This window comes from Shewanella mesophila, assembly GCF_019457515.1.
Classification (GTDB): domain Bacteria; phylum Pseudomonadota; class Gammaproteobacteria; order Enterobacterales; family Shewanellaceae; genus Shewanella; species Shewanella mesophila.
The window spans coordinates 3,773,536-3,793,925 of the sequence record NZ_CP080421.1 but is presented as its reverse complement, the minus strand read 5'-3'; the positions used below and the strand labels follow the sequence as shown (position 1 = coordinate 3,793,925).

General features: G+C 45.5%; 18 protein-coding genes and 1 riboswitch. Of the genes, 9 read left to right on the top strand and 9 right to left on the bottom strand.

Going from position 1 to position 20,390, the window contains the following annotated elements; all coding sequences use genetic code 11:
• Positions 1 to 162: 162 nt before the first annotated feature.
• Positions 163 to 2,286: a TonB-dependent siderophore receptor gene (locus tag K0I73_RS16710; RefSeq protein WP_220062163.1), complete on the bottom strand. Its 2,124-nt coding sequence runs from the start codon at positions 2,284 to 2,286 to the stop codon at positions 163 to 165.
• 369 nt (positions 2,287 to 2,655) lie between these two features.
• On the opposite strand from K0I73_RS16710, the gene K0I73_RS16705 reads away from it, so the two are divergent.
• The 3 genes from K0I73_RS16705 to K0I73_RS16695 all read left to right on the top strand — a co-directional run bounded on the left by K0I73_RS16705 (position 2,656) and on the right by K0I73_RS16695 (position 5,297).
• Positions 2,656 to 3,060, top strand: a complete 405-nt coding sequence (locus tag K0I73_RS16705; protein WP_220062162.1) for a hypothetical protein — start codon at positions 2,656 to 2,658, stop codon at positions 3,058 to 3,060.
• 291 nt (positions 3,061 to 3,351) lie between these two features.
• Positions 3,352 to 4,518 (top strand): BamA/TamA family outer membrane protein, encoded by a 1,167-nt coding sequence (locus K0I73_RS16700; RefSeq protein ID WP_220062161.1) that lies wholly within the window; start codon positions 3,352 to 3,354, stop codon positions 4,516 to 4,518.
• A gap of 2 nt (positions 4,519 to 4,520) precedes the next feature.
• Complete coding sequence (locus K0I73_RS16695; protein WP_220062160.1) at positions 4,521 to 5,297, top strand: hypothetical protein; 777 nt, start codon at positions 4,521 to 4,523, stop codon at positions 5,295 to 5,297.
• A gap of 128 nt (positions 5,298 to 5,425) precedes the next feature.
• Here the strand turns inward: K0I73_RS16695 and K0I73_RS16690 are convergent, their stop codons facing one another.
• The 3 genes from K0I73_RS16690 to K0I73_RS16680 all read right to left on the bottom strand — a co-directional run bounded on the left by K0I73_RS16690 (position 5,426) and on the right by K0I73_RS16680 (position 7,208).
• Positions 5,426 to 6,433 (bottom strand): permease, encoded by a 1,008-nt coding sequence (locus K0I73_RS16690; RefSeq protein ID WP_220062159.1) that lies wholly within the window; start codon positions 6,431 to 6,433, stop codon positions 5,426 to 5,428.
• A 172-nt stretch (positions 6,434 to 6,605) separates the two neighbouring features.
• Positions 6,606 to 6,851 (bottom strand): thioredoxin family protein, encoded by a 246-nt coding sequence (locus tag K0I73_RS16685; RefSeq protein WP_220062158.1) that lies wholly within the window; start codon positions 6,849 to 6,851, stop codon positions 6,606 to 6,608.
• Between the two features lie 15 nt (positions 6,852 to 6,866).
• Positions 6,867 to 7,208 (bottom strand): ArsR/SmtB family transcription factor, encoded by a 342-nt coding sequence (locus tag K0I73_RS16680; RefSeq protein ID WP_220062157.1) that lies wholly within the window; start codon positions 7,206 to 7,208, stop codon positions 6,867 to 6,869.
• 386 nt (positions 7,209 to 7,594) lie between these two features.
• Between K0I73_RS16680 and K0I73_RS16675 the strand changes: the two genes are divergently transcribed.
• Positions 7,595 to 7,978, top strand: coding sequence for a hypothetical protein (locus K0I73_RS16675; protein ID WP_220062156.1), 384 nt, complete (start codon positions 7,595 to 7,597; stop codon positions 7,976 to 7,978).
• A gap of 120 nt (positions 7,979 to 8,098) precedes the next feature.
• Here the strand turns inward: K0I73_RS16675 and K0I73_RS16670 are convergent, their stop codons facing one another.
• A complete protein-coding gene (locus tag K0I73_RS16670; protein ID WP_220062155.1) occupies positions 8,099 to 8,350 on the bottom strand; it encodes a DUF2999 family protein in 252 nt (83 codons plus the stop codon).
• Between the two features lie 183 nt (positions 8,351 to 8,533).
• On the opposite strand from K0I73_RS16670, the gene K0I73_RS16665 reads away from it, so the two are divergent.
• Positions 8,534 to 8,947: a hypothetical protein gene (locus tag K0I73_RS16665; protein ID WP_220062154.1), complete on the top strand. Its 414-nt coding sequence runs from the start codon at positions 8,534 to 8,536 to the stop codon at positions 8,945 to 8,947.
• A 79-nt stretch (positions 8,948 to 9,026) separates the two neighbouring features.
• Here the strand turns inward: K0I73_RS16665 and K0I73_RS16660 are convergent, their stop codons facing one another.
• Positions 9,027 to 9,464 (bottom strand): hypothetical protein, encoded by a 438-nt coding sequence (locus K0I73_RS16660; protein ID WP_220062153.1) that lies wholly within the window; start codon positions 9,462 to 9,464, stop codon positions 9,027 to 9,029.
• A gap of 262 nt (positions 9,465 to 9,726) precedes the next feature.
• Between K0I73_RS16660 and K0I73_RS16655 the strand changes: the two genes are divergently transcribed.
• On the top strand, positions 9,727 to 11,319 hold the full coding sequence (locus K0I73_RS16655; RefSeq protein WP_220062152.1) for a bacteriohemerythrin: 1,593 nt from the start codon (positions 9,727 to 9,729) through the stop codon (positions 11,317 to 11,319).
• Positions 11,320 to 11,411: 92 nt separating this feature from the next.
• Here the strand turns inward: K0I73_RS16655 and K0I73_RS16650 are convergent, their stop codons facing one another.
• Positions 11,412 to 12,149: a sulfite exporter TauE/SafE family protein gene (locus tag K0I73_RS16650; RefSeq protein WP_220062151.1), complete on the bottom strand. Its 738-nt coding sequence runs from the start codon at positions 12,147 to 12,149 to the stop codon at positions 11,412 to 11,414.
• A 260-nt stretch (positions 12,150 to 12,409) separates the two neighbouring features.
• On the opposite strand from K0I73_RS16650, the gene fliB reads away from it, so the two are divergent.
• Positions 12,410 to 13,585 (top strand): flagellin lysine-N-methylase, encoded by a 1,176-nt coding sequence (fliB, locus tag K0I73_RS16645; protein ID WP_220062150.1) that lies wholly within the window; start codon positions 12,410 to 12,412, stop codon positions 13,583 to 13,585.
• 103 nt (positions 13,586 to 13,688) lie between these two features.
• Here the strand turns inward: fliB and K0I73_RS16640 are convergent, their stop codons facing one another.
• A complete protein-coding gene (locus K0I73_RS16640; RefSeq protein WP_220062149.1) occupies positions 13,689 to 15,077 on the bottom strand; it encodes an alanine/glycine:cation symporter family protein in 1,389 nt (462 codons plus the stop codon).
• A 172-nt stretch (positions 15,078 to 15,249) separates the two neighbouring features.
• Positions 15,250 to 15,380, bottom strand: a riboswitch (glycine riboswitch).
• A gap of 575 nt (positions 15,381 to 15,955) precedes the next feature.
• Between K0I73_RS16640 and dauA the strand changes: the two genes are divergently transcribed.
• Together dauA and K0I73_RS16630 are read left to right on the top strand one after the other, a co-directional pair.
• Complete coding sequence (gene dauA, locus K0I73_RS16635; RefSeq protein ID WP_220062148.1) at positions 15,956 to 17,644, top strand: C4-dicarboxylic acid transporter DauA; 1,689 nt, start codon at positions 15,956 to 15,958, stop codon at positions 17,642 to 17,644.
• A gap of 383 nt (positions 17,645 to 18,027) precedes the next feature.
• A complete protein-coding gene (locus tag K0I73_RS16630; protein WP_220062147.1) occupies positions 18,028 to 19,491 on the top strand; it encodes a carbon starvation CstA family protein in 1,464 nt (487 codons plus the stop codon).
• A gap of 123 nt (positions 19,492 to 19,614) precedes the next feature.
• Here K0I73_RS16630 and K0I73_RS16625 read toward each other — a convergent pair whose 3' ends face one another.
• Entirely contained in the window at positions 19,615 to 20,247 is a 633-nt protein-coding gene (locus K0I73_RS16625; protein WP_220062146.1) for a flavin reductase family protein, read from the bottom strand.
• Between the last annotated feature and the right edge of the window lie 143 nt (positions 20,248 to 20,390).

The following is a 20,390-nucleotide window of genomic DNA, read 5'->3' as shown; positions in this document are numbered from 1 at the left end:
GGCACTTTTATTGGGTTTAGTCGCTAGATTTAAACAAAGGTGTACGAAGTTACACTTTGGTGTTGCGTAAGATGCACTTATTTTCGCTGGTAATGTAGCCTTTAGAAAACCAAACCCAGCGAATGCTGGGTTTGGTTGTCATGATGAACCGCTAAGCTTGAGTTAAAAACGATACTTTAAACTGGCTTTATAGGTCCTGGGTGCGCCGGGCATGGTCCATAATGCGGAGTAAGAGCTGGCGTAATACTCTTCATCGAACAAGTTGTCGATATTGAGTTTTAAAGACAGATCGTCGGCAAGTTCAATATCAGTGAACAGCCTAACTACCGTATATGAAGGCAGTATATAGTTTGGATCTATCGTTTCACCTAATCTGTCGCCGACGTAGTTGGCGCTAATACCGATTAAGGTGTCGTGTTGAGATATTGACAAGTTATGTTCTAAGGTGACGTTAGCTGTGTTTTTGGCAACGTTAATGAGTGGACTTCCTGCTGCGATAGCAACGCCCCAATCGCTGTTTACCACCTCATTTTTGGTATAGGCATCTGTGTAAGCGTAGGCTAGCGATAAGCGGGTATCATTGGTAATATTTGCGTTTAAATCAAGTTCTAAGCCTTTACTCTCGGCAGCACCTAGTGGGGCTGAGAAACCGATATGCACCATGTCCGCCGACAACACATTGCTCTTTTCGGCTTTATAAAGCGCCAAAGTACCATTGAAGTCACCATTAAATAGCGACCACTTCATGCCGACTTCGTATGATTTGCTCTGTTCGGGATCGAAGGCTTTATTGTCATAGCTAATACCTGAGTTAGGCCTAAACCCTTCGGCATAACTCGAATAGACAGTCCAATCGTCATTGAAGTTATACACTAAGCCAAATCTTGGGCTGGTAGCCGTTTGATCTTGCTCGGTCACACTTCCGGTTAGATTATTGGTCACATCCTGAGAGAACCTATCTATCCGAATACCAAACAGCGCCTGCCAGTGTTCATTGATGTCGATCTGATCTTGGACATAAGCCCCGATAGACTGTTGCTTGTCGGTTTCATTTCGCAGTGGCGATAGGTCGTCGACGCTTTGGCCATATTCAGGATTGAATAGATTAATCGAGTAGGTGGTATCATGTGATCCAAATTGCGTACGCCAGCGGTTTTGTACTTTATCTAATTGATAATCATAGGCATCGATCCCAACTAGAACGTGATGCTTTAATGCCCCGGTATTGACCTGACCGCTGAATTCGAGGCGACCAGATAAATCGGTGGCGTCAAAGTCTCTATCTACAAGTAGTCGAGTAACCGTTTCACCATCGACATACAGCAGCTGACGACCTGGAGATAAATCGACTTCGGTGCCAAAGCCTTCAAACGATGACTCTCGGTAGCTTAAGCCTGCCTGCATATGCCAGTCATCGGTCAGCTGATGTTGTAACACCAGTTGATGCCCCAGTGCTTTAATGTCCATATTGCCGTCACCTGGCTCACCTAAAAATCGTGAAGCGGGTACGGTATTAAAGTCATTGTTGAGTACGACGACGCCGCGATCAAAGGGCGACTGTTGATCCAATACTTCAAGCTCATAGCTAAGGTTGGTGTCATCATTTAATTGGTAAAGGAATGACGGCGATAGATTTAACGACTGAGTGTTAACCGTGTCTCGGAAACTGCCGGCATCTTCATAAGAGCCGTTAATTCTAAAGGCGGCATCTTCGGTTAGCGCATTGGTATAGTCGCCCTCTACGCGGTAAGTGTCATAGTTGCCTGCCGAGATCTGTAGATAGCCATTTTGATAAAATTGCGGCTTCTTGGTGATGATATTGATTGTTCCGCCAGGCTCACTTCGGCCATATAGGGCAGAGCCCGGTCCTTTTAGGACTTCAATACTCTCAATATTGGCGGTACCTCTGCGGCCACTAAATCCTCGTCCGGCGCTAAAGCCATTGACGATATAACCAGAAGGTAGGTTTTCATCGCCTGCAAAGCCACGAATCGCGAAACTATCCCACATGCCGCCAAAGTTGTTCTGGCGCACTACGCCACTGGTAAAATCTAATGCGTCTTGAAAACGCGTGATCCCTGCATCATTTAGCAACTCGCTTGACACGATACTCACGGCCTGAGGTGTTTGTTTTAATGGAACATCCCCCCTGTAAGCTTGTTTGTGCTGAACAACAAGGATTCTCTCTATTTCTTGATCGACTTCCTGCGCGCTGACACTCGCAGTGAGTAGCAGTGATATAGAGGAAGCGAGTAGTGTTTGACTAAATACACGAGCTGTTACCACAAGGAGTTCCCTTTTAATGTTGAATGACACATAGATTGAATAAGCACGAATACTCAACACGTATCTAAATTAAGTTATTTTTAAGGTTGGTATGATATCTGAATTACGAATGAGAGTCATTGACATTTGCATTTTATGTGAGGAGGGTTACAAAATTGATCGACGCATGGCTATTGCATTGGTCACTCTGTTGTCCTCGCCACCATAGACGTAGCGTTATTGGCAGCCCTTGCTGGGCGCATCATTTTCAGCGGACGGATGTTTTTCTTTCTAGTCGTGTTCAAGCTAGCCGTTTTTAATCTTTGCCTCAGATTGCTTGGGTAACATGGTGACGGTTTTGTGTTGAATGGTTACAAGAGGTTGAGCATCATGGGAGAGCAAGATTTGAACGGGACTAAGCGGGGACCTTGGATAGCGATCGGGGTGAGTCTGGCAGTGGTGGGGCTGATCGCGCTGCTGATCATGATGATGCCCAAGGGCTTTAAGGCGACCCATGAGGAGATAGGTCAAGGTAAGCCAGTGGTGGTCTTTGTGTATGATCCCAACCTGACCATCAGCGGAACTCAGACCGAGCAGATGAACGAAGCGCGAGGTCACTTAGGCGACAAGGTACTGTTTTTACTCGCCAGAGTCGGCACGCCCGAGGGCGATAACATGATCGCTAAGTACCGTGCAGGAGCCGCTGAACTGCTGTTGTTCGACGGTTCGGGCAAGCTGGTTAAGCGTCAGCTTGCTGTGCAAGACGCCAATCAGTTGATGCGCTGGGTACGATAATGCCTGCTGAAGCTAAGCTGCCCACATTGTTGTTGAATGATTGAGATTGCCCTGCCGACAACGGTGGGGCTTTTTATTGTGATGCAGTTGGTTCACTTCTCTGTTGCGCTCACCTTAGCTGTTAACGGTTAGACGAGCTTACTTGAATAATTGTTAATCGAAAAAGTCGTTGTTGAAAAGCGCTGGGGTGTTAAAATGCGCCCCCTTATTGTAGTGCCTTGCCTAGTGGTATTTTTATTTGTCTCTTGCCTGCCTACATACTATTTTTTCATTACTGTGATTAGAGCGTCTATGAAACGGATTTTATGCTTATCCCTGCTAGCCTTATCCCATCAGGCTGTCGCCGTTGATTCCTTGATTGAAACCCCAAAAGATATGGAGCCAACTTGGGTCGACGAGATCCTTGATGTCTTTGGTGCCGACGGTGAGTTTGATGAAAGCAAAGCTATCGATATGAGTTACCTGCCAACGGCCTATTACACGCCTGAGAAGAAGTTTGGCATCGGCCTGTTGATGGTCGGGCTATACAAAACCGACGGCGCTGCGAGTGATGATCAGCCATCGTCTTTGGTGTTAAATTCGTTTGTATCAATGAACAACTCTTATGGCGTTGAAGTGGAAAACATGACTTTCTTCAACGGCGGTAAGCAGCGCTTATTGCTCGGTCTAGAGTTACACAACGAAGCGTCAGTGTATTACGGACAAGGAGTTGAGCAGGGTAATATCGATAGTAATCACCATGAGTTCGATGAGCAGCTGTACAGCTTCAAACCTCGCTGGATGACAGAAGTTGCCGATAACTACTTTTTAGGTGTAGGGGCTGATTTTACCTACGCTAGTGCCGATAAGTTGGCCTTGGTCGATACCGATCTGCCTGTGCCATCTAATGCTATTTTGCCAGACAATTTTAGTTCAGGCCTAGTGCTAACCAGTATCTATGACTCTCGCGATTATCGACTCAATGCTACTAAAGGCTGGTTGTTTCAGATTGATGCAGGACTCTATCAAAACAGCGAATATTCGACGTTCTCGACTTATAACCTTGAGCTGGCCAATTATATCGATCTGAGCTCGACATCACTGCTGAGTTCTGCGCCAGGTCTGATAGCCTGGCAAGTGCAGGGACATTTCACCAGTGGCGATGTGCCATGGAATATGCTGCCAGACTTGGGTGGCTCAAGTGCGATGCGTGGCTATATTAAGGGCCGCTATCGTGATGAGCAGATGATGATGGGGCAGGTTGAATATCGTCTGCCTATCTTCCAGCGCTATGGCATGGTGTTCTGGGGCGGTGTTGGCAGTGTGGCCGACAAGGTGAGCGAGCTCAACGACGAGCTGATGACCTCTTATGGCGCTGGTTTTCGCTTTAAGATCAAAGACAATATTAACTTACGCCTCGATATCGGTGTGGGTGAAAATGAAACCAACTTTTACCTCAACGTGAATGAAGTGTTCTAGGCATGATGCGGTCATCTGCTTGCTTAGCTGGCTTTGCGCTTGCGCTAATCTCGGTGTTAGCGTTTGCCGACGGCGCTTTGACTACTGAGGCCAAGGCATCGGTCAGCGCTACGCAAGCATCAGCTCCAGCTAAAGCTTTTGTCCCCCAGTGCGTTCGTCAGTCAGATTACGATATTTATCTTAGCGGTATCCATACTGGCACCATGAGTCGAACCGAAACTTGGCAGGGAAAAACGGCGGTAGTGAGCTCTCACAGTAAAGCCAGTATTTTAGGAATAGGCACTGAGTATCGTCAGAGGGCCGAGCTATCTTGGTCGACGGCAAGCGATGAGTGGTTAACTACTAAGTTTCATCAACAGGTGAGTGGGTTTCGCGCTAGAGATATGCAGGCGACTTTTAGTGATAATGGCCGCGAGTCTCGGGTGAACGTCGACGGTGATATCGAGCACTATCGCTCGTCAACGATTGCGCTGCGCGACGTCGACACCTTGGCGATTCAGATGCGTCACCTCTTGCTGCAAGGTCGCCAGCAGTTTGCCTTAATCAGGCAGGCTTCAGATGCGATAGAGCCTTATCAATATTATGTGCAAGCCAAGCAAACGAAAACGATAGCGCCTTGGGGCGAGCTTACGCTTGTGCCAGTTGAGCAAACCGGGGCCGAGGAAGTGACCTACTATTTCGCTCCTGAGCTAGATTATCAGCTTGTGCAAGCGCGCTATCATGGCATTCTGCTGCAAGGCCTTATCGCGCTCAATCACTACCGTTCAGATTGCAATTGAGCCTTCCGTTGAGGCCTAGACGCTCCCCTTTTAACCTTTACTGATGGGATAATTATCCAGTTTAATGGATGCTATGCACCACTTTAATACGGCTTTTTTATATCCTTGCACTTAATCGAACAAGATGGCTAGGCTAACGACACTAGGTTGAATATCCAGCCCATGACAGTAAATGAGATCAACAATAGAGCAAACAGTAGGGCTAGCAGGCGCCACTGCATTACCTGTTTGAGCATGACAAATTCGGGGAAGCTGGCGGCAACGGTACTCATGCAAAAGGCTAATGTTGTGCCTAATGGCACGCCTTGTAATAGCAAGCTTTCGAGTACAGGGATCACCCCCGTAGCGTTGGCGTAGAGGGGAATTCCCATTAATACCGCTAGCGGTACAGACCACCACTGACCTTCACCTAGATTGGCTTGTAACCAGCCGGCGGGTACAAAACCATGCAGCGCGGCGCCAATACCGACACCGATAATGACCCATTTCCATACTCGGCCAAAAATCTCACTGGTTTCCGATTTCGCAAATTGATGCCGCTGCTGCCAATTTAATGGGCTAGCGGCTTGGTTTAGCGATGCTGTGTTGCTCGACTTTGTAGGGGCGGCTTGCTGTCCTCTGGCGTACGCTTTAGCCGCCAATGGTTGTAGCCAGCGCTCAGCTTTTAACAGATCGAGTAGTGCGCCGCCGAGCATGCCGATAACGATCCCCGTGAAGGCATATAACAGGGTGATTTCTAAGCCGAGTAGACTAAACAGCAGTAGGATGGCCACTTCGTTGATGAGCGGCGAAGTGAGTAAAAATGCCATGGTGATCCCTATGGGGATCCCTGCGGACGTAAAGCCTAAAAAAACCGGGATACTTGAGCACGAGCAAAACGGCGTGATAGCGCCAAACCCCGCACCCAATCCATAGCCGACCACTTTAGGTCTACCTGCTAGATAGTCTCGAACCCGTTCGACATTAAGTGAGGCTCGTAACCATCCAATGGCATAAATCATGACGACAAGTAGGGCAAAAATCTTGCTGGTGTCTTCAACAAAGAAGTGCAGCGCTTGTCCTACTTGGGTTTGATTGGATAAACCTAACGTGTCGTAGACAAGCCAATCGGCAAATATTGAAAACCAAATAAACATTGGTTGACCTCGTTAACGGATTAGGGAAAACCTGCTATTACATTGTTTGGCTAAACACGGCTTGCCATCTCATAAGTTGCTCGCAGATTAGATAAGCCCTAACTATGTGGTGCTTAATCACATTAGCCAAGTTTTAGTCACTAAGTCCCAGTTATCATAGAGCTATATCGGGCTAACCATTTCTTACTTGGGTTAATAGCTGTTCGATTTCAGTATCAGAGGGCACACTGCCAGATGAGACGACCGTGCCATTGATAACGATGGCGGGAGTCGACATCACGCCATAATCAACAATGGTTGCCATATCGGTCACCTTCTCAAGTTCAATGTTGAGCGATAAACGGTTTGCGACTTGTTCTACACTGGCAGCTAAGTTGGTGCATTTTTTACAGCCACTGCCTAATATTTCAATTTTCATCTTGTTACCCTCTAGCTATGTTTTTTGTGTTGAACCAGATTGAAGTCGTGAGGTTTGTGCTTGAGCATTTTTTTCCAAAACGGTTTCTACGCAGCCAACCATCTTTAATAAGCAAGGGGTCTCAAGCCGATAATAGATCTGTTTGCCATCGCGGCGGCTACTGACGATTCCCACCTGCTTTAAGACTGATAGATGTTTTGAAACCGTTGAAATATCGGCGTTAATACCATCGCTGAGATCGCAGACACATCGCTCTTGTTGTTGTATTTGCTCGAGTAGCCATAGTCGAGTTGGGTGCGCTAATGCCTTGAGAACCGCGGCTCGGGCGTTGAGCCTAAGCTGTTCCTGTTCTGTCATAGCCATCTCCATATTGATCGCTTTGTTAGCACAATTGTTATTTGGCATAATAGCCAAATGTATTTTGCTATAACAAGTATTGCACAAGGCATTTGATCATTATCGTGATGGATCAAACACTTTAGGATTAGTTTGTGAGACAGAGTTGATTGTTATTTTGAGTCATTGAACATCGATAGGTGTTGTTTTTTTTGAGCGGTTAATTGTTAAGGTTTAATTGTTATATTGAACCTTAATCGCATGTTCTGAGCGATTAATCGTTCACAAAGATTTGATTTGCCGTCTGCTATTGTTATTGCGACCGTCTATAGGAGCGGTATGAAACAGTATTTAACAGAATAACTTAGCGATACAGTAGATTTATCTATTCATTTAAGGGAAATAAAATGAAGCGCTTAATTGTTCTCGCTTGCTTAATGGACTTCTGTGGTCAAGCAACGGCTAGTAATGGATTGAATAGTGAACTTAGCCATGCTGCTGGGGGGGCTGCTATGGCGGGTGCTTTTGTATGGATGTCGGATAGTTATTTGCCTGAATATGATAGAGCCTGGGTCGGATTTTCAGTCAGTACCGCGTTTGGTATCTTGGTGCAATACCATGAATATGACAAAGGAACTAATTCCGCTAGTGAGGCCTTGCTCGATGCCGCGGCACATACTTTAGGCTCGGCTGTTGGCGCATATGTTACCGATGGATATTGGCTCGCGCCAGTTATCAAACCTGAGCGTGAGGGCACCTACGTTGGGATCGATGTGAGCTTTCGTTTCTAAATATCGTGTGATTTAGGTAAGTGTTTAGCGAATACAAGGGCGAGTGATTATTTTTATATCAATAAGTTGATTTAGGTGAAATTCTCCCAGACCAACTTATTGGTATCTGACGTTACTTGGTTACTTTTGTAATTGGGCTTTCGCCGCTTCAACTTTTGAGAAATCTAGCCCAAGCTCTGTTACGGCTTCTTTTATTAACACGGGATTTTGCATCACTAGCGCCATTAACTGCTGTAGCTTTTCAGGGGAAATGCCAAGCTGACCAATAGTGCCCATCGCCATTAATGGGTTTTCAGTTAATGTCTGAAATAGCTCATTGATCTTTTCATCACTGACATTGTGTTCTTTTAAGATGGCAATAATAGGGTTCATTAGGATACCTTATATGCTGATTAATGTTGTTTGTACCGATTGGTATTAGCCCAAGATTCTAACATAATTCTTGCTGCTTGAATCGATAACTGATTTGGGTAACTTGTCGTGAGAAACAGTCGATTTAAGTCTCTGATATCGGCTGTTATCTAGACTCATAGGCCGTTTATTATAGGTGTTATCATGTCTGAACAATTTCACTGCTGGCAGTGTGGTAAAGCGTTAGAGGCGCTTATTCTACCTATGTCTCGGCGCGAAGAGTGCATTGCCTGTCATGCCGATCAACACGTTTGCAAAATGTGTGTGTTTTTTAATGATTCAGGCCGCGGTGACTGTCGTGAGGATCGCGCCGAGTGGATATCGGATCGAGAGCGGGCTAACTTTTGTGACTATTTTAAGCCAGCTGTAGGTCATATGGACAATAAGAATATGGCCAATGCGCAAGCTATGGCAGAGTTCGCAGAACTGTTTGGTGAAGTCCCCCCATTCTCAAATAAAGCTGCGCCAGAGAAAGCCGAGTCTGGAAAAGCCGCCGACAGACCTAAAACGGCGGCACAAATTGCGGAGCAGCAACTGCGGGATCTGCTTGGCGGATAGGTGAGTGATTGTCTATCTCAAGAGGTCTCTACAGGGCTAATGGTATTGAAGGTTTGCCCTGTTTTGACTAGAAACCAAATTAAATACGAGGGTCGCTATTTTGGCTCTCTACTTGGCCGATCACTTTTACATCGCTCAAGTTAGACAAGATTCCCCATTGCTGTATTGTCATCATATCTTTGATTTCTTGAGCTTTATAGCTTAGGCGCAGGCCATCTTTTCGGTACTCTTTTGCAAGGTTTTGAGGTAAAAGATGGCTACCGTCGTCATTGATGATCCCCCAAAAGCCTCCTTCTAGGTTGATATACCTTACGGTGCCCTGTCTCATAACGATCCCTTTTGGTTGTGAAATTTGTGGCTTCTCAATCATGATATTATCAGAGGCCTTCAGTTGATCCGTTACCGTTTTTGTTTCAGTTGCTTGTTTTTCTTGTGTGGGCTGTGATTTGACTTCGTCATTGCAGCCTAACAATAGTATGGCCATGAGGGGGAAAGATAGAATAGTGGATGTGCGCATCGGGAAGCTCCTCTTAATACAGATAATGATTACTCTAACAGACCTCACGGCCTGCCGATGAATAAATTTAACCTTAGGTTTAACAGCTCAGTATAAGGGAGTGTGACTGACAAGTTAAAGTGATGCCATTGTTATTCAATTTGGGTCATTAGCTTTACGGCGACACACCTCTTTTTGTTGTGCTAAGTGAATGAGCTAGTAACATTTTCTGCTAATATAGGCTAAATTTTATAACATGGTTTTTGCGATATAAGGTTTCGGAATGATTGATAAAATAGCCAAAAGGATTGGCATGTTAAATACACCTCAATGGGTCGTATTATCTACTTTGCCTTTGCTTCCTCTGTTCGTGTTCACTGTTCAAAATGGCCATTGGGGCCTGATGCTTGTGCTCATCTTGTATCATTTGCTCGTCGTGAGCGTTTTAGTCTCCATGAAAGGGATGTTGCAAAAGATCCGTGCTGCCGCTGTTGAACTGTCTGAAGGCGATTTACGTGCTCGGATTGATTCTGCTGGTGCGGCAGGTGCACCTATTTTTAGAGCCTTTAATCGAATAGGTGAAGATGTTTCTAGAACGGTATTTTCTTTGAGTAAGTCGGCGCGACAACTGGTGAGTGTCGCCGACACGGTGCAAGCGGACTCGGAAGCATCAAAATTTGGAGCGATTAGACAACGAAATGATGTCGAAGAGGCTCAAAGTGTCGTAGCTAAACTGTTTGATATTACCGCTGAAGTGTCTACATTTTGTGAGTCAACCTCACAACGAGCTACCGAGGCAAAGCTTCAAGCCGATAAGGGTAAGGAAGAGATGAAGTCGCTTGAGAATGCGCTTGAAGCGGTCAGCGAACATTTTGAGGCGTCAAACCAAAACTTTGAGGTGCTACAGCGTGAGAGCCTGCAAATTGGTCAGGTGGTTGAGGCGATCACCAGCATCGCCGAGCAGACCAACTTATTGGCCTTGAATGCCGCGATAGAGAGTGCGAGAGCCGGAGAACTTGGACGTGGTTTTGCCGTAGTTGCCGACGAGGTTCGCTCATTAGCTCAGCGAACACAAGTAGCTACAGAAGATATCAGTAATAAAATTGTTAATCTTCAACATCAGATCGATGCCGCGATCTCTTCGATGGAGAGAAACCGTGAAAGTGTCATGCGATCGAAAGAGGTCGCCATTGAGGTCGAGTCTAATTTTATCGAATTAACCACTCAGATAGATGCCATTGACGGCCTTGGACAGCAAATTTCGGTAGCATCACAGCATCAAGTTGAGCAGACCCGAGTGTTAGAAACCTGCTTAGTCGAAGTGGATAAAGTGTCTGATGAAAATGTAAAAGCGACTCAGGAGACTCTGCTCGCTGCGATCACTGTGAGGAATTTAGCCGGCGAGATCGATTCTTTACTGCATCGTTTCGCAACCGATAGCCATCAAATCAGCCATGAAGATAAAGGACGAAAGAAACTGATCGAGTGGAGTGATGCCCTCGATTTAGACTTAGCCGAGATAAATAGACAGCATCAAACTCTAGTTCATTTGATTAACGAGCTCTATTATTTACTCAATAACAACTACGGTTTGGCCTCTATCAAGCGCGTCGTTCAAGGTCTCATCGATTACACCGCCAATCACTTTAAATATGAAGAGATCTTGTTCGAACAGTTTGGCTATCATCAAGATAAACAACACATCGGCGCTCATCAGAAACTGGTTGGCCAAGTGTTGTCGTTTCAGAAGCGAGTAGAGGCAGGTGAAGATATTGGCGATGAACTGATGAACTTTTTAAAAAATTGGCTGAGTCAGCACATCCAAAAAGAAGATAAAGCCTATGTCGCCTGTTTTAAGGAGCATGGTTTTAAGTAATTATGATTTTAATTGAGGTGTAGTGGGGCGAAAACTTGTTAATGAAGAGGTCATCCTATGATGACCTCTTCGAGTTTAGTCTGATATTCGCCTTAAAAAGCGGTCCACAGTAGACGTATTCCGACCAGCACCATGAGTGATAAAATGATCTGCTTGAAGTGTTTCTCATCTATTTTATCTTGGATCCTTAGCCCTAATTTCACTCCTATCCAAGCTAGTGGCGCCAATGCAGCCGAGACCATCAAATTACTTAAGTTTATCTGGCCGAGTAGGCTGTAGGGGATAAGTTTTACGCCATTGACGACCGCGAAAAACATCACTGCAGTTGCGAGATATTCCGTTTTGACTAGTCGTAGAGGCAACAGATAAGCGTTGAGCGGTGGCCCTCCAGCATGGGCGACAAAACTGGTGAAGCCAGCGATAGTGCCACAAATATTGCCAAGCCAAGAAGAGGGCTGGCGTTGCAAACGTGAGCCTTGCAATAACCCATATAGACCAAATCCCAGTGAGACCACACCTAATATCCCCCTTAGATACTGCTCGTTTAATCGATCAAATAGCAAGTAGGCAATAACTATTCCTAAGACAGCACTGGGGAGTAAAATCCATAGCTGTTTAGTACTGTGTTTTCCCCACCACGAGCGAGCGCTAAGCAGATCCATATAGATGAGGAGTGGCAGCATCACGGCTGTCGCAGCGGTGGGGCTAATGGCTAAAGCGAGCAGAGGAACCGTCAGTCCACCTGCGCCGCCAGCAAAGCCTGACTTTGAGATACCCGTTATCAACACCGCTGGTATTGCAACAAGCCAAAAGAGGGGATCGGATAGCAAGGTATCTCCAAGGTTGAGGGGGTTAAGTACCAAAGCCGAAGACTCTATAGTGCCATTTTTTTAGTGATCTACAATAGTGTGTCTAAATTACTAAAGTTTAGGATAAATCGCTGGCTAGAGCTCAATTTGATAAAACGGAGTTTGTTTTTATTTTGAATATATTAGCTTTGATTTTTGTCGGTTTTACACTAAAAATCATCTTGTGAGTAGAGGTGTTTGTTTGTTATCTTAATTTTAAATTAGTCTATCGAAATACCCCTATGAATAATCTTGTCATTACACCGAACTATGTAAATATATTTAGTTGTATAGGACCTAAATGCGAAGATAGTTGCTGCAATGACTGGGGAATTTATTTCGATAAAAAGACCTATAAGAAAATAGTTAAACACCCTGATTTTTCCTCATTAGCCAAAATAGCGTTTAAGGAGGTGAAAACGGACAATGATAGTTGGGCTGTAATCGAACTCGATGAGCAAGGAGCTTGTCCGTTTCTCAATGAGAAAAAACTATGCAAGATCCACGATCAAGCGGGGGCGGAAGCGTTAAGCAACACTTGTCAAACCTACCCTAAAGTGAACAATCATATAGCTGGTAATAGATATAGGAGTCTGAGCTTATCTTGTCCTGAAGTTGCTCGAATTGTGCTGTTTGAACCAGAAGCCTTTCAATTTGAAGCTCAAATTAGTGGCAATAAATCAGCGGCTCCCATTCCTGAGTGGCAAGAGAAAAGTTACGATTATAGTCTTGAGTTGCTAGTGGGCTTGGGGTTAGATTGGGAGCAAGCCTTGCTTGCGATTGGGTTACTTATACGAACCAGCGAAAGTGTTGCAAATGGTCTTGAGCCAGCTTCAGCTCTCGATGTCAGGTTTGAACAGCTACAGAAATTTGTTCAGGCAGGACTGTTAAATGAACAGTATGAGCAGCTCTCTTGTACACCAGCCGTGCAAGAAAATGCTTTCGTTTCTGTGCACTCTAAATTGTGTAAAATCCATTCTCGAGCACATCGGCCTCGTTTTACTAGATTAAATGAGGCGGTAAATTCAATATGTAATGAAGATAATCTGTACAGTATTGAAGAGTTAAATAAAGCTTGGCACAACATTGCCTTACCCGCATTAAGTGAGTCACCAGATCTGTTTGAGCGTTTTATTCTCTATTCTATTTTTCATAATCACTTTCCGATGTTGGGCAAGGATGGACCGCTGAAAGCATTTAGATTATTGGTATTGGATTGTCTTCTTATCCGTTGTTATTTATCTGCTATGGCCTTTAAATATCAAGGTTTAACCCAGAGCGATATTATCTTGTGTTTTCAAGTGTATCAGGTGGTACGTCAGCATCGATCTAGTTTTGCCGATGTGATTGATGAAATAATGCAGGAGCTGGATATTCAAACTATACCTTCGACCATTAGCCTACTGAAGACAAAGTAATGATGATTTTGAGTCGCTTGGGGAAGCGACTCAGAAGGTTATTTCATTGAAGCAGAGATACGTCTTTATATTGATATTCAGGTTCGAATTTTGAGTTATTCCCCTAGGTATTTATCGATTGAGTTTCTTTTATGTCACTATGATTAATGCCTTTGACTCTGGCAAAATACTTGTTGGTTTCTAGCAAAATTACGTGCCGCAGCCCGATAATGGCGATTAGGTTGGGGATAGCCATTAAGCCGTTGACTGTGTCGGCTAACATCCAGATTAGGTCGAGCTGAATAAATGCACCGACGGCAATCAAGCTTAAAAACAGCAGTTGATAGATCTTGACTCCTTTCTCTCCCAAGCGTTTACCCGATAGATAGTACCAGCAGCGCTCGCCATAATAGTGCCAACCTAAAATCGTCGTAAAAGCAAAGCAGACTAAGGCAATGGCCACCACATATTGGCCTACCATAACTGAGCCGCCAGAAGCAAATGCTGCACTGGTCATTGCCGCGCCTGCGGTATCGCCATTCCATACGCCAGTGATGATTAGCACTAGTCCTGTCATGGTACAGATCAAAATGGTATCGAAGAAAGTGCCCGTCATGCTGACTAAACCTTGCTCCACGGGTTCGTTGGTTTTCGCCGCTGCAGCGGCAATGGGGGCGCTACCAAGGCCTGACTCGTTAGAAAATACTCCGCGGGCAATACCAACTTGCAGTGCCTGAGCCACGGTAGCACCTAAGAATCCGCCTGCGGCAGAGGTGGGGGTAAACGCCGAATGAAGTACTAACTGAAACGCTGGAATGATCTGATCGCTAAAGGTTATCAAGAGCCAGCCACATGCGAGTACATATCCCAGTGCCATAGTAGGGACTAACTTTTGCGCCACGTTGGCGATGCGTTTAACGCCGCCAAGGGTGACCGCTGCAACCATCACGGTTAGCACTATAGCGGTGGTCCATGTCGGGACATCGAAGGCAATATTCATTGCATCGCTAATGGCATTTACTTGGGCAAAAGTACCTATACCAAAGAAAGCGACACCAACACCAAAGATGGCAAACAGTTTGGCGAGCCAGCCTAGACCTAAGCCACGCTCGATGTAATACATCGGGCCGCCAGCGATTTGGCCGCGTGCATCTGTGGTGCGGTATTTAACTGCGAGCATGCACTCGGCATACTTGGTTGCCATACCGAAGAAGGCGGCGAGCCACATCCAAAATAGTGCCCCAGGGCCACCAATTTTAATCGCCGTTGCGACCCCGACAATATTTCCCGTTCCTATGGTTGCCGATAGGGCGGTACATAGGGCAGCAAATGAGGATAAATCGCCTTTGCCGCTGGCGGGTTTAAACAGTAGGCTCAGGGCGAGGGGTAGTTTAAATATTTGGATAAGTTTAAGTCGTAACGTGAGATAGAGCCCAGTACCGACCAGTAAGCAGAGGGTGACAGGTCCCCAAACGATCGCATTGATATCGCTGAGTAGCGCGTGAAAATTCATGATATTCCTCGAATATTAAACAACAAAATTAATATGGAGGAGGAAAAGAAATGGCTGATAGGTGGCGCTGACGAATGCAGCTAACCACTGACTTAAATGAGATAAGGCAGAATAGGCACAGCGACAAACGACAGTGACTGATATAACGCATAGCGTTATAACCGATACAGTCATCCTCTCCTCTGTCCTTTTGCCTGAGCGTTTCGCATAAAGGTTTGACACCTAAATACTTTCGCCTTCGGCGCCGTGATGGCATCTAGTTAACGAACACTAAATGTTCACAGTCTCTCCAGAGGCTCGTCCAGTAACAGTCCTCACCACTAAAGTGGCACCTGAAAGAGTGCTTCGTGCTGGGTATTAATCAGCGCCAAAGTTGCCTCGTCGGTGTGGGGTTAACCCCCACTCTCCTGCTACCTTCATCCGAACGGATCCCCAAAATGACAAGGGTAATGCCTTGCCAATTATAGGGCCCGATAGCATGCGTTAATTTGTAAGGGAGCTCAAGAGGGCACGCTCACAATTTATCGACTCTTAGTTTTAATTGTGCGATTTTTATTCCAAAAAGGGGATGCTATAACCCTAGTATCAGTTGCGCTGGCTTGGTCAGGCACTTATTTTTCTCGGTATTTTTTACAAGACCCCTTACCTAAACCCTGGCTAAGGGTTTAGAATAAAAACTCGTATCCATTTTGTGGATATTAAGATGTGATGATGCTTTTTCAGTGTCATCGCCTGCAACAACCCAAAGGTGTACCGTCACCTCAGACTTGCAATATTTGCCTTGGTGCATACAAGCCTTGATCTAGACTCTCTACACTCGGTAGTCATTATACCTATTGGTATTACGGTGTCGTCGACACTCTTTTATCGGGATTAACATGTTATCAGCACTTAAAAAATCAGTTAGAAGTAAACCCTCTTCTCAGGATGTTCAAGCCAACATTTTGGCTGGATTGACCGTTGGCGTGATCGCGCTGCCGTTATCTATGGCGTTGGCCATTGCCAGTGGCGTACCACCGCAACATGGGCTCTATACCGCTATTATTGCCGGGATCGTTATTGCTCTCTCCGGGGGATCTAAGGTCAATATCTCCGGCCCCACGGCAGCATTTGTGGTGATACTACTGCCTATCGTGCAGCAGTATGGGTTAGGTGGCCTACTCATTAGTGGTTTTATGGCGGGAATCATTTTGGTGATGATGGGTCTTGGACGACTCGGCAAGCTAATTGAAATTGTGCCTTACCCTGTCATTGTGGGCTTTACCTCTGGGATCGGGGTAGTGATCGCGACCTTTCAGATAAAGGATTTTTTCGGGCTAGATGTCGCTGCTGGCGGTGAGCATTATTTAGAGAAGCTAACTAAAATTGCCCAAGCGCTCCCTAGTCTAGCCTGGCAAGAGACCTTGATTGGCGGATTAACCTTAGCGGTTTTACTTATTTGGCCAAAATTACGAACTAAGATTCCTGCACATTTAGCCGCACTATTATGCGGTGGCGTGCTGGCTTGGACTTTGAGTCAGTTACTTGCTGATTTTTCAGTGGCGACCATAGGAAGTCGTTTCCACTTTGAGTCTAACGGGGTTGCTGGCAACGGAATCCCGCCTTTTTTACCGAGTTTTCAATGGCCCTGGGATTTACCCAACGCCGCAGGTGAGCCCATAGGTTTAAGTTTTGAGCTGATCAGAGAGTTGTTACCATCGGCGATAACGATTGCCATTCTTGGATCTCTAGAGTCGCTATTGTGCGCGGTCGTTGCCGATGGCATGTCGGGTAAAAAACATAATCCAAATGATGAACTTATCGGTCAGGGCATAGGTAATATGCTCGTGCCTTTATTTGGCGGGATCCCTGCAACTGCAGCGATAGCTCGCACGGCTGCTAATGTTAAGGCGGGAGGTAACTTGCCACTGTCTTCGGTGATCCACAGTCTATTCATTCTATTGGGGATTCTGCTACTTTCACCGCTGTTATCCTATATCCCAATGGCCTCAATGGCGGCGTTATTGCTGGTGGTTGCTTGGAACATGAGTGAGGCGAAGCATTTTATTCGTACCGTTAAAATAGCGCCTAGAGATGATGTTTTGATTCTGGTTTTATGCTTCACATTGACAGTGCTCTTTGACATGACGATCGCTGTTGCAGTTGGAATGGGATTAGCGGCACTGCTATTTATTCGTCGCAGTATCAGTTTGACTGACACCAAAGCGTTAGAGCGCCAAACCGAATCATCTGATATACCTGACGATGTTGTGGTTTACGATATTAATGGGCCACTGTTTTTTGGTTCTGCGCAAAAGGCGCTAAAAACCATTGCTACGGTGAGGCCCGATGTGAAAATCGTGATCCTCGATATGTCGGAAGTAACCTTACTCGATATGAGCGCTATTGTGGCGATGGAATCAATCGTTAATGATCTTGCCAATAAACAGGTAGGGCTAGTTATTAATAATCTGCAGCCGAGAATGATCTTAAAGCTTAGACGGGCTGGGGTTCGCAAGCGCTTGGGGAAGGTGGAATACTCAAGGACCCTAAACGATAGCTTTAAGTTAGTCGCTAAAATGCGTTAACTCTGTATGGCGCTGACAGCTCAAAAGGGTGAGTCTAGACATTGTGAGCTGAAGTGATCTTAAGTGGGCTCGGCTGTCAGCGTTATACCTGCACTTCTTATGATTTTTCCGTTTGCCAAAGGCTAGATCCCTCTGGGGTCTTTGATACGGGATATTGAAAGGTATCAGTAATTGCTAATATTAAATTGATGAGGCTTGTAGTAGGATAAATCAGCGAGTTAGATTTTAGATGTGGTTGTTGTAACTGCAATCTGTAGTTGGTACCAATCTAACTGATTTTTCAGTAACTTTGCAATACTACCTATAGTTAATTGACGGGAATATATAAGTTACTGAAGATCTATGCTCCTACCCTACTTATAAACCTATAAATGGTGATAACCATGCTGATATTTTTTATTTGTATTGCGTTACTCGTATTGGCTTTTAAATTCTATAGTCCTTTTGTAGAACGTCAGGCTGGTATTGACCCTACCGCAAAAACTCCCCAGGCAAGATTTAACGATGGTGTCGACTATGTCGCGGTCCATCCAGTTAAAGCTTACTTAATTCAGTTTCTTAACGTAGCCGGTGTTGGTCCTATTTTCGGTCCAATCTTGGGCGCACTCTATGGCCCTGTTGCATTAGTCTGGATTGTATTGGGTAACATCATCGGTGGTGCGGTACACGATTACTTTTCGGGTGTACTGAGTATTAAGGAAGATGGTAAGAGCCTTCCTGAAATTGCAGGTCATTACTTCAACATCTATTTTAAAGGCTTAATGCTAGTCTTTACCGCCATGTTACTGTTTTTTGTTGGCGTGGTTTTCATAATGAGCCCTGCAGGTTTGCTCAGCCATCTCGAAATGTTTGAAGGCACAATTATGGCCAACAATACGTTTTGGGTGTTGGTGATCTTAGGATACTACTTCCTTGCGACTCTGCTACCCATCGATAAAATCATCACAAAGCTCTATCCTGCTTTTGGCCTCTTGATGATCACCATGACAGTATCTATTGCTGTTGCTTTGCTTATCAATGCGCCGCATCTACCTGTCGCCGATGATATTTTTGCTTATTTCGACCACGGTGCACACGAAGCCTTATTGACGCCTAACCCAGATGGCTTGCCTGTTTGGCCGCTACTATTTGTGACCATTACTTGTGGTGCGATCAGTGGCTTCCATTCGACTCAAGCCCCCATCATGGCGCGCTGCTTAACTAACGAAAAGTATGTTCGCCCTGTTTATTACGGTGCCATGATGTCAGAAGGTATCGTGGCTTGTGTATGGGCGCTTGCGGGGATTGCCGCATTCCCTGGTGGATATGCAGAGCTTAAAAGCGTGTTAGATGCGGGTGGTCCTGGCCTTGTCGTTAATCAAGTGGCGACGACTTACCTAGGTGTTGCTGGTGGTATTATGGCGATTATCGCGGTTGCAATTTTCCCCATCACCTCGGGTGATACGGCATTCCGTTCACTACGTCTGACGATTATCGATGCCTTTAAGATCCCACAAAGTATTCGTAATCGTCTGTTAGTGGCTGTGCCTATCTTAGTTATCGCTTACTTTATGACTATGATTAACTTCTCGTTAGTTTGGCGTTATTTTGCGTTCTCCAACATGCTGCTGTCGACCAGCGTCTTGTGGTTAGCCACTAAGTATCTGTTTGATCGTGGCACCATACATTGGATTGTGAGTTTACCAGCGATCATTGGTACGGCCGTAACGGTATCGTATATTGCGACCGCGGGCATTGGCTTAGGTCTAGAACAATCCCTAAGCGACCCGATCGGTATTGCAACAGGCATCGTCTGTTTAATTGCGCTTGTTTTTGCTGATAGAAAACGTAAAGCAGTTTTAGCCTAACGAACCCCATAGTGTTTGAACAAGCCGCCCAATATGACGCCTATTGGGCGGCTTTTTTGATTACCTAAGGCCATGTTTGCTCGACGAAGGAAGCTTTTAAGCGATTGAGGCAACTTTTATTGATTAAGGAGATTTAGGCCGCTGCAGGTCGAAACGCAAATCGTCGGATATACCATAGTAAGCCGATGGTCCTCCGGCCCTAAGTATCGGCTGAGCTAATGCGGTTTGATAGATACCATGATTATCCAGTAGATGTTTAGCAATATGGACAGCTACGACCTCTCCAAGCACCAACCAAGTATCGATATTGTCACCAGTTGCCGATTGCAGCTGAATGCATTGAGACAGCTTACATTCAAAATTGACTGGGCTTTCGCTAACGCGATCCACACTCACTATGGCACTCGGGGTTGGCGTGAGTCCCGCAAACGAAAACTCATCGGCCTCAGGAGGTAAGTTTGCCGAGGTTAGGTTCATCTTTTCGGCTAATTGACGGGTTGTAAGGTTCCAGACAAACTCCCCAGTTTCCATAATGTTGGCGACACTATCTTTATAGCCCACGCTGGCAAAGCCTATGATAGGTGGATGATAGTTGAAGCAATTAAAAAAACTGTATGGTGCTAGGTTACGTTGCCCTTTGCCATTATGAGACGCTATCCATCCAATCGGTCTTGGGCCGACGATGGCATTGAGAGGATCGTGTGCTAGACCGTGCCCTTTACTCGGTTCATAGAAATAAACATCATCTTTCGTCATATTTAAGCCTCGATGGGATCACGTTTTTATACTGATTGGTGTAACTCGACAGCCCCTTTTAAACACCGCTGTTCAGTTTTATATATTTAGCTATCTAGAGTAAAGTCAGTTATTGAGCAATAGGCGGTTAGCGAATGCAAGTT

What these genes read in the sequence shown, in the direction of transcription:
- K0I73_RS16640 (WP_220062149.1), bottom strand. Translation starts at nt 15,077, where the DNA reads ATGAATTTTCACGCGCTACTCAGCGATATCAATGCGATCGTTTGGGGA.
- K0I73_RS16630 (WP_220062147.1), top strand. Translation starts at nt 18,028, where the DNA reads ATGCTGATATTTTTTATTTGTATTGCGTTACTCGTATTGGCTTTTAAA.
- K0I73_RS16665 (WP_220062154.1), top strand. Translation starts at nt 8,534, where the DNA reads ATGTCTGAACAATTTCACTGCTGGCAGTGTGGTAAAGCGTTAGAGGCG.
- K0I73_RS16700 (WP_220062161.1), top strand. Translation starts at nt 3,352, where the DNA reads ATGAAACGGATTTTATGCTTATCCCTGCTAGCCTTATCCCATCAGGCT.
- K0I73_RS16680 (WP_220062157.1), bottom strand. Translation starts at nt 7,208, where the DNA reads ATGACAGAACAGGAACAGCTTAGGCTCAACGCCCGAGCCGCGGTTCTC.
- K0I73_RS16655 (WP_220062152.1), top strand. Translation starts at nt 9,727, where the DNA reads ATGATTGATAAAATAGCCAAAAGGATTGGCATGTTAAATACACCTCAA.
- K0I73_RS16625 (WP_220062146.1), bottom strand. Translation starts at nt 20,247, where the DNA reads ATGACGAAAGATGATGTTTATTTCTATGAACCGAGTAAAGGGCACGGT.
- dauA (WP_220062148.1), top strand. Translation starts at nt 15,956, where the DNA reads ATGTTATCAGCACTTAAAAAATCAGTTAGAAGTAAACCCTCTTCTCAG.
- fliB (WP_220062150.1), top strand. Translation starts at nt 12,410, where the DNA reads ATGAATAATCTTGTCATTACACCGAACTATGTAAATATATTTAGTTGT.
- K0I73_RS16690 (WP_220062159.1), bottom strand. Translation starts at nt 6,433, where the DNA reads ATGTTTATTTGGTTTTCAATATTTGCCGATTGGCTTGTCTACGACACG.
- K0I73_RS16705 (WP_220062162.1), top strand. Translation starts at nt 2,656, where the DNA reads ATGGGAGAGCAAGATTTGAACGGGACTAAGCGGGGACCTTGGATAGCG.
- K0I73_RS16685 (WP_220062158.1), bottom strand. Translation starts at nt 6,851, where the DNA reads ATGAAAATTGAAATATTAGGCAGTGGCTGTAAAAAATGCACCAACTTA.
- K0I73_RS16675 (WP_220062156.1), top strand. Translation starts at nt 7,595, where the DNA reads ATGAAGCGCTTAATTGTTCTCGCTTGCTTAATGGACTTCTGTGGTCAA.
- K0I73_RS16660 (WP_220062153.1), bottom strand. Translation starts at nt 9,464, where the DNA reads ATGCGCACATCCACTATTCTATCTTTCCCCCTCATGGCCATACTATTG.
- K0I73_RS16695 (WP_220062160.1), top strand. Translation starts at nt 4,521, where the DNA reads ATGATGCGGTCATCTGCTTGCTTAGCTGGCTTTGCGCTTGCGCTAATC.
- K0I73_RS16670 (WP_220062155.1), bottom strand. Translation starts at nt 8,350, where the DNA reads ATGAACCCTATTATTGCCATCTTAAAAGAACACAATGTCAGTGATGAA.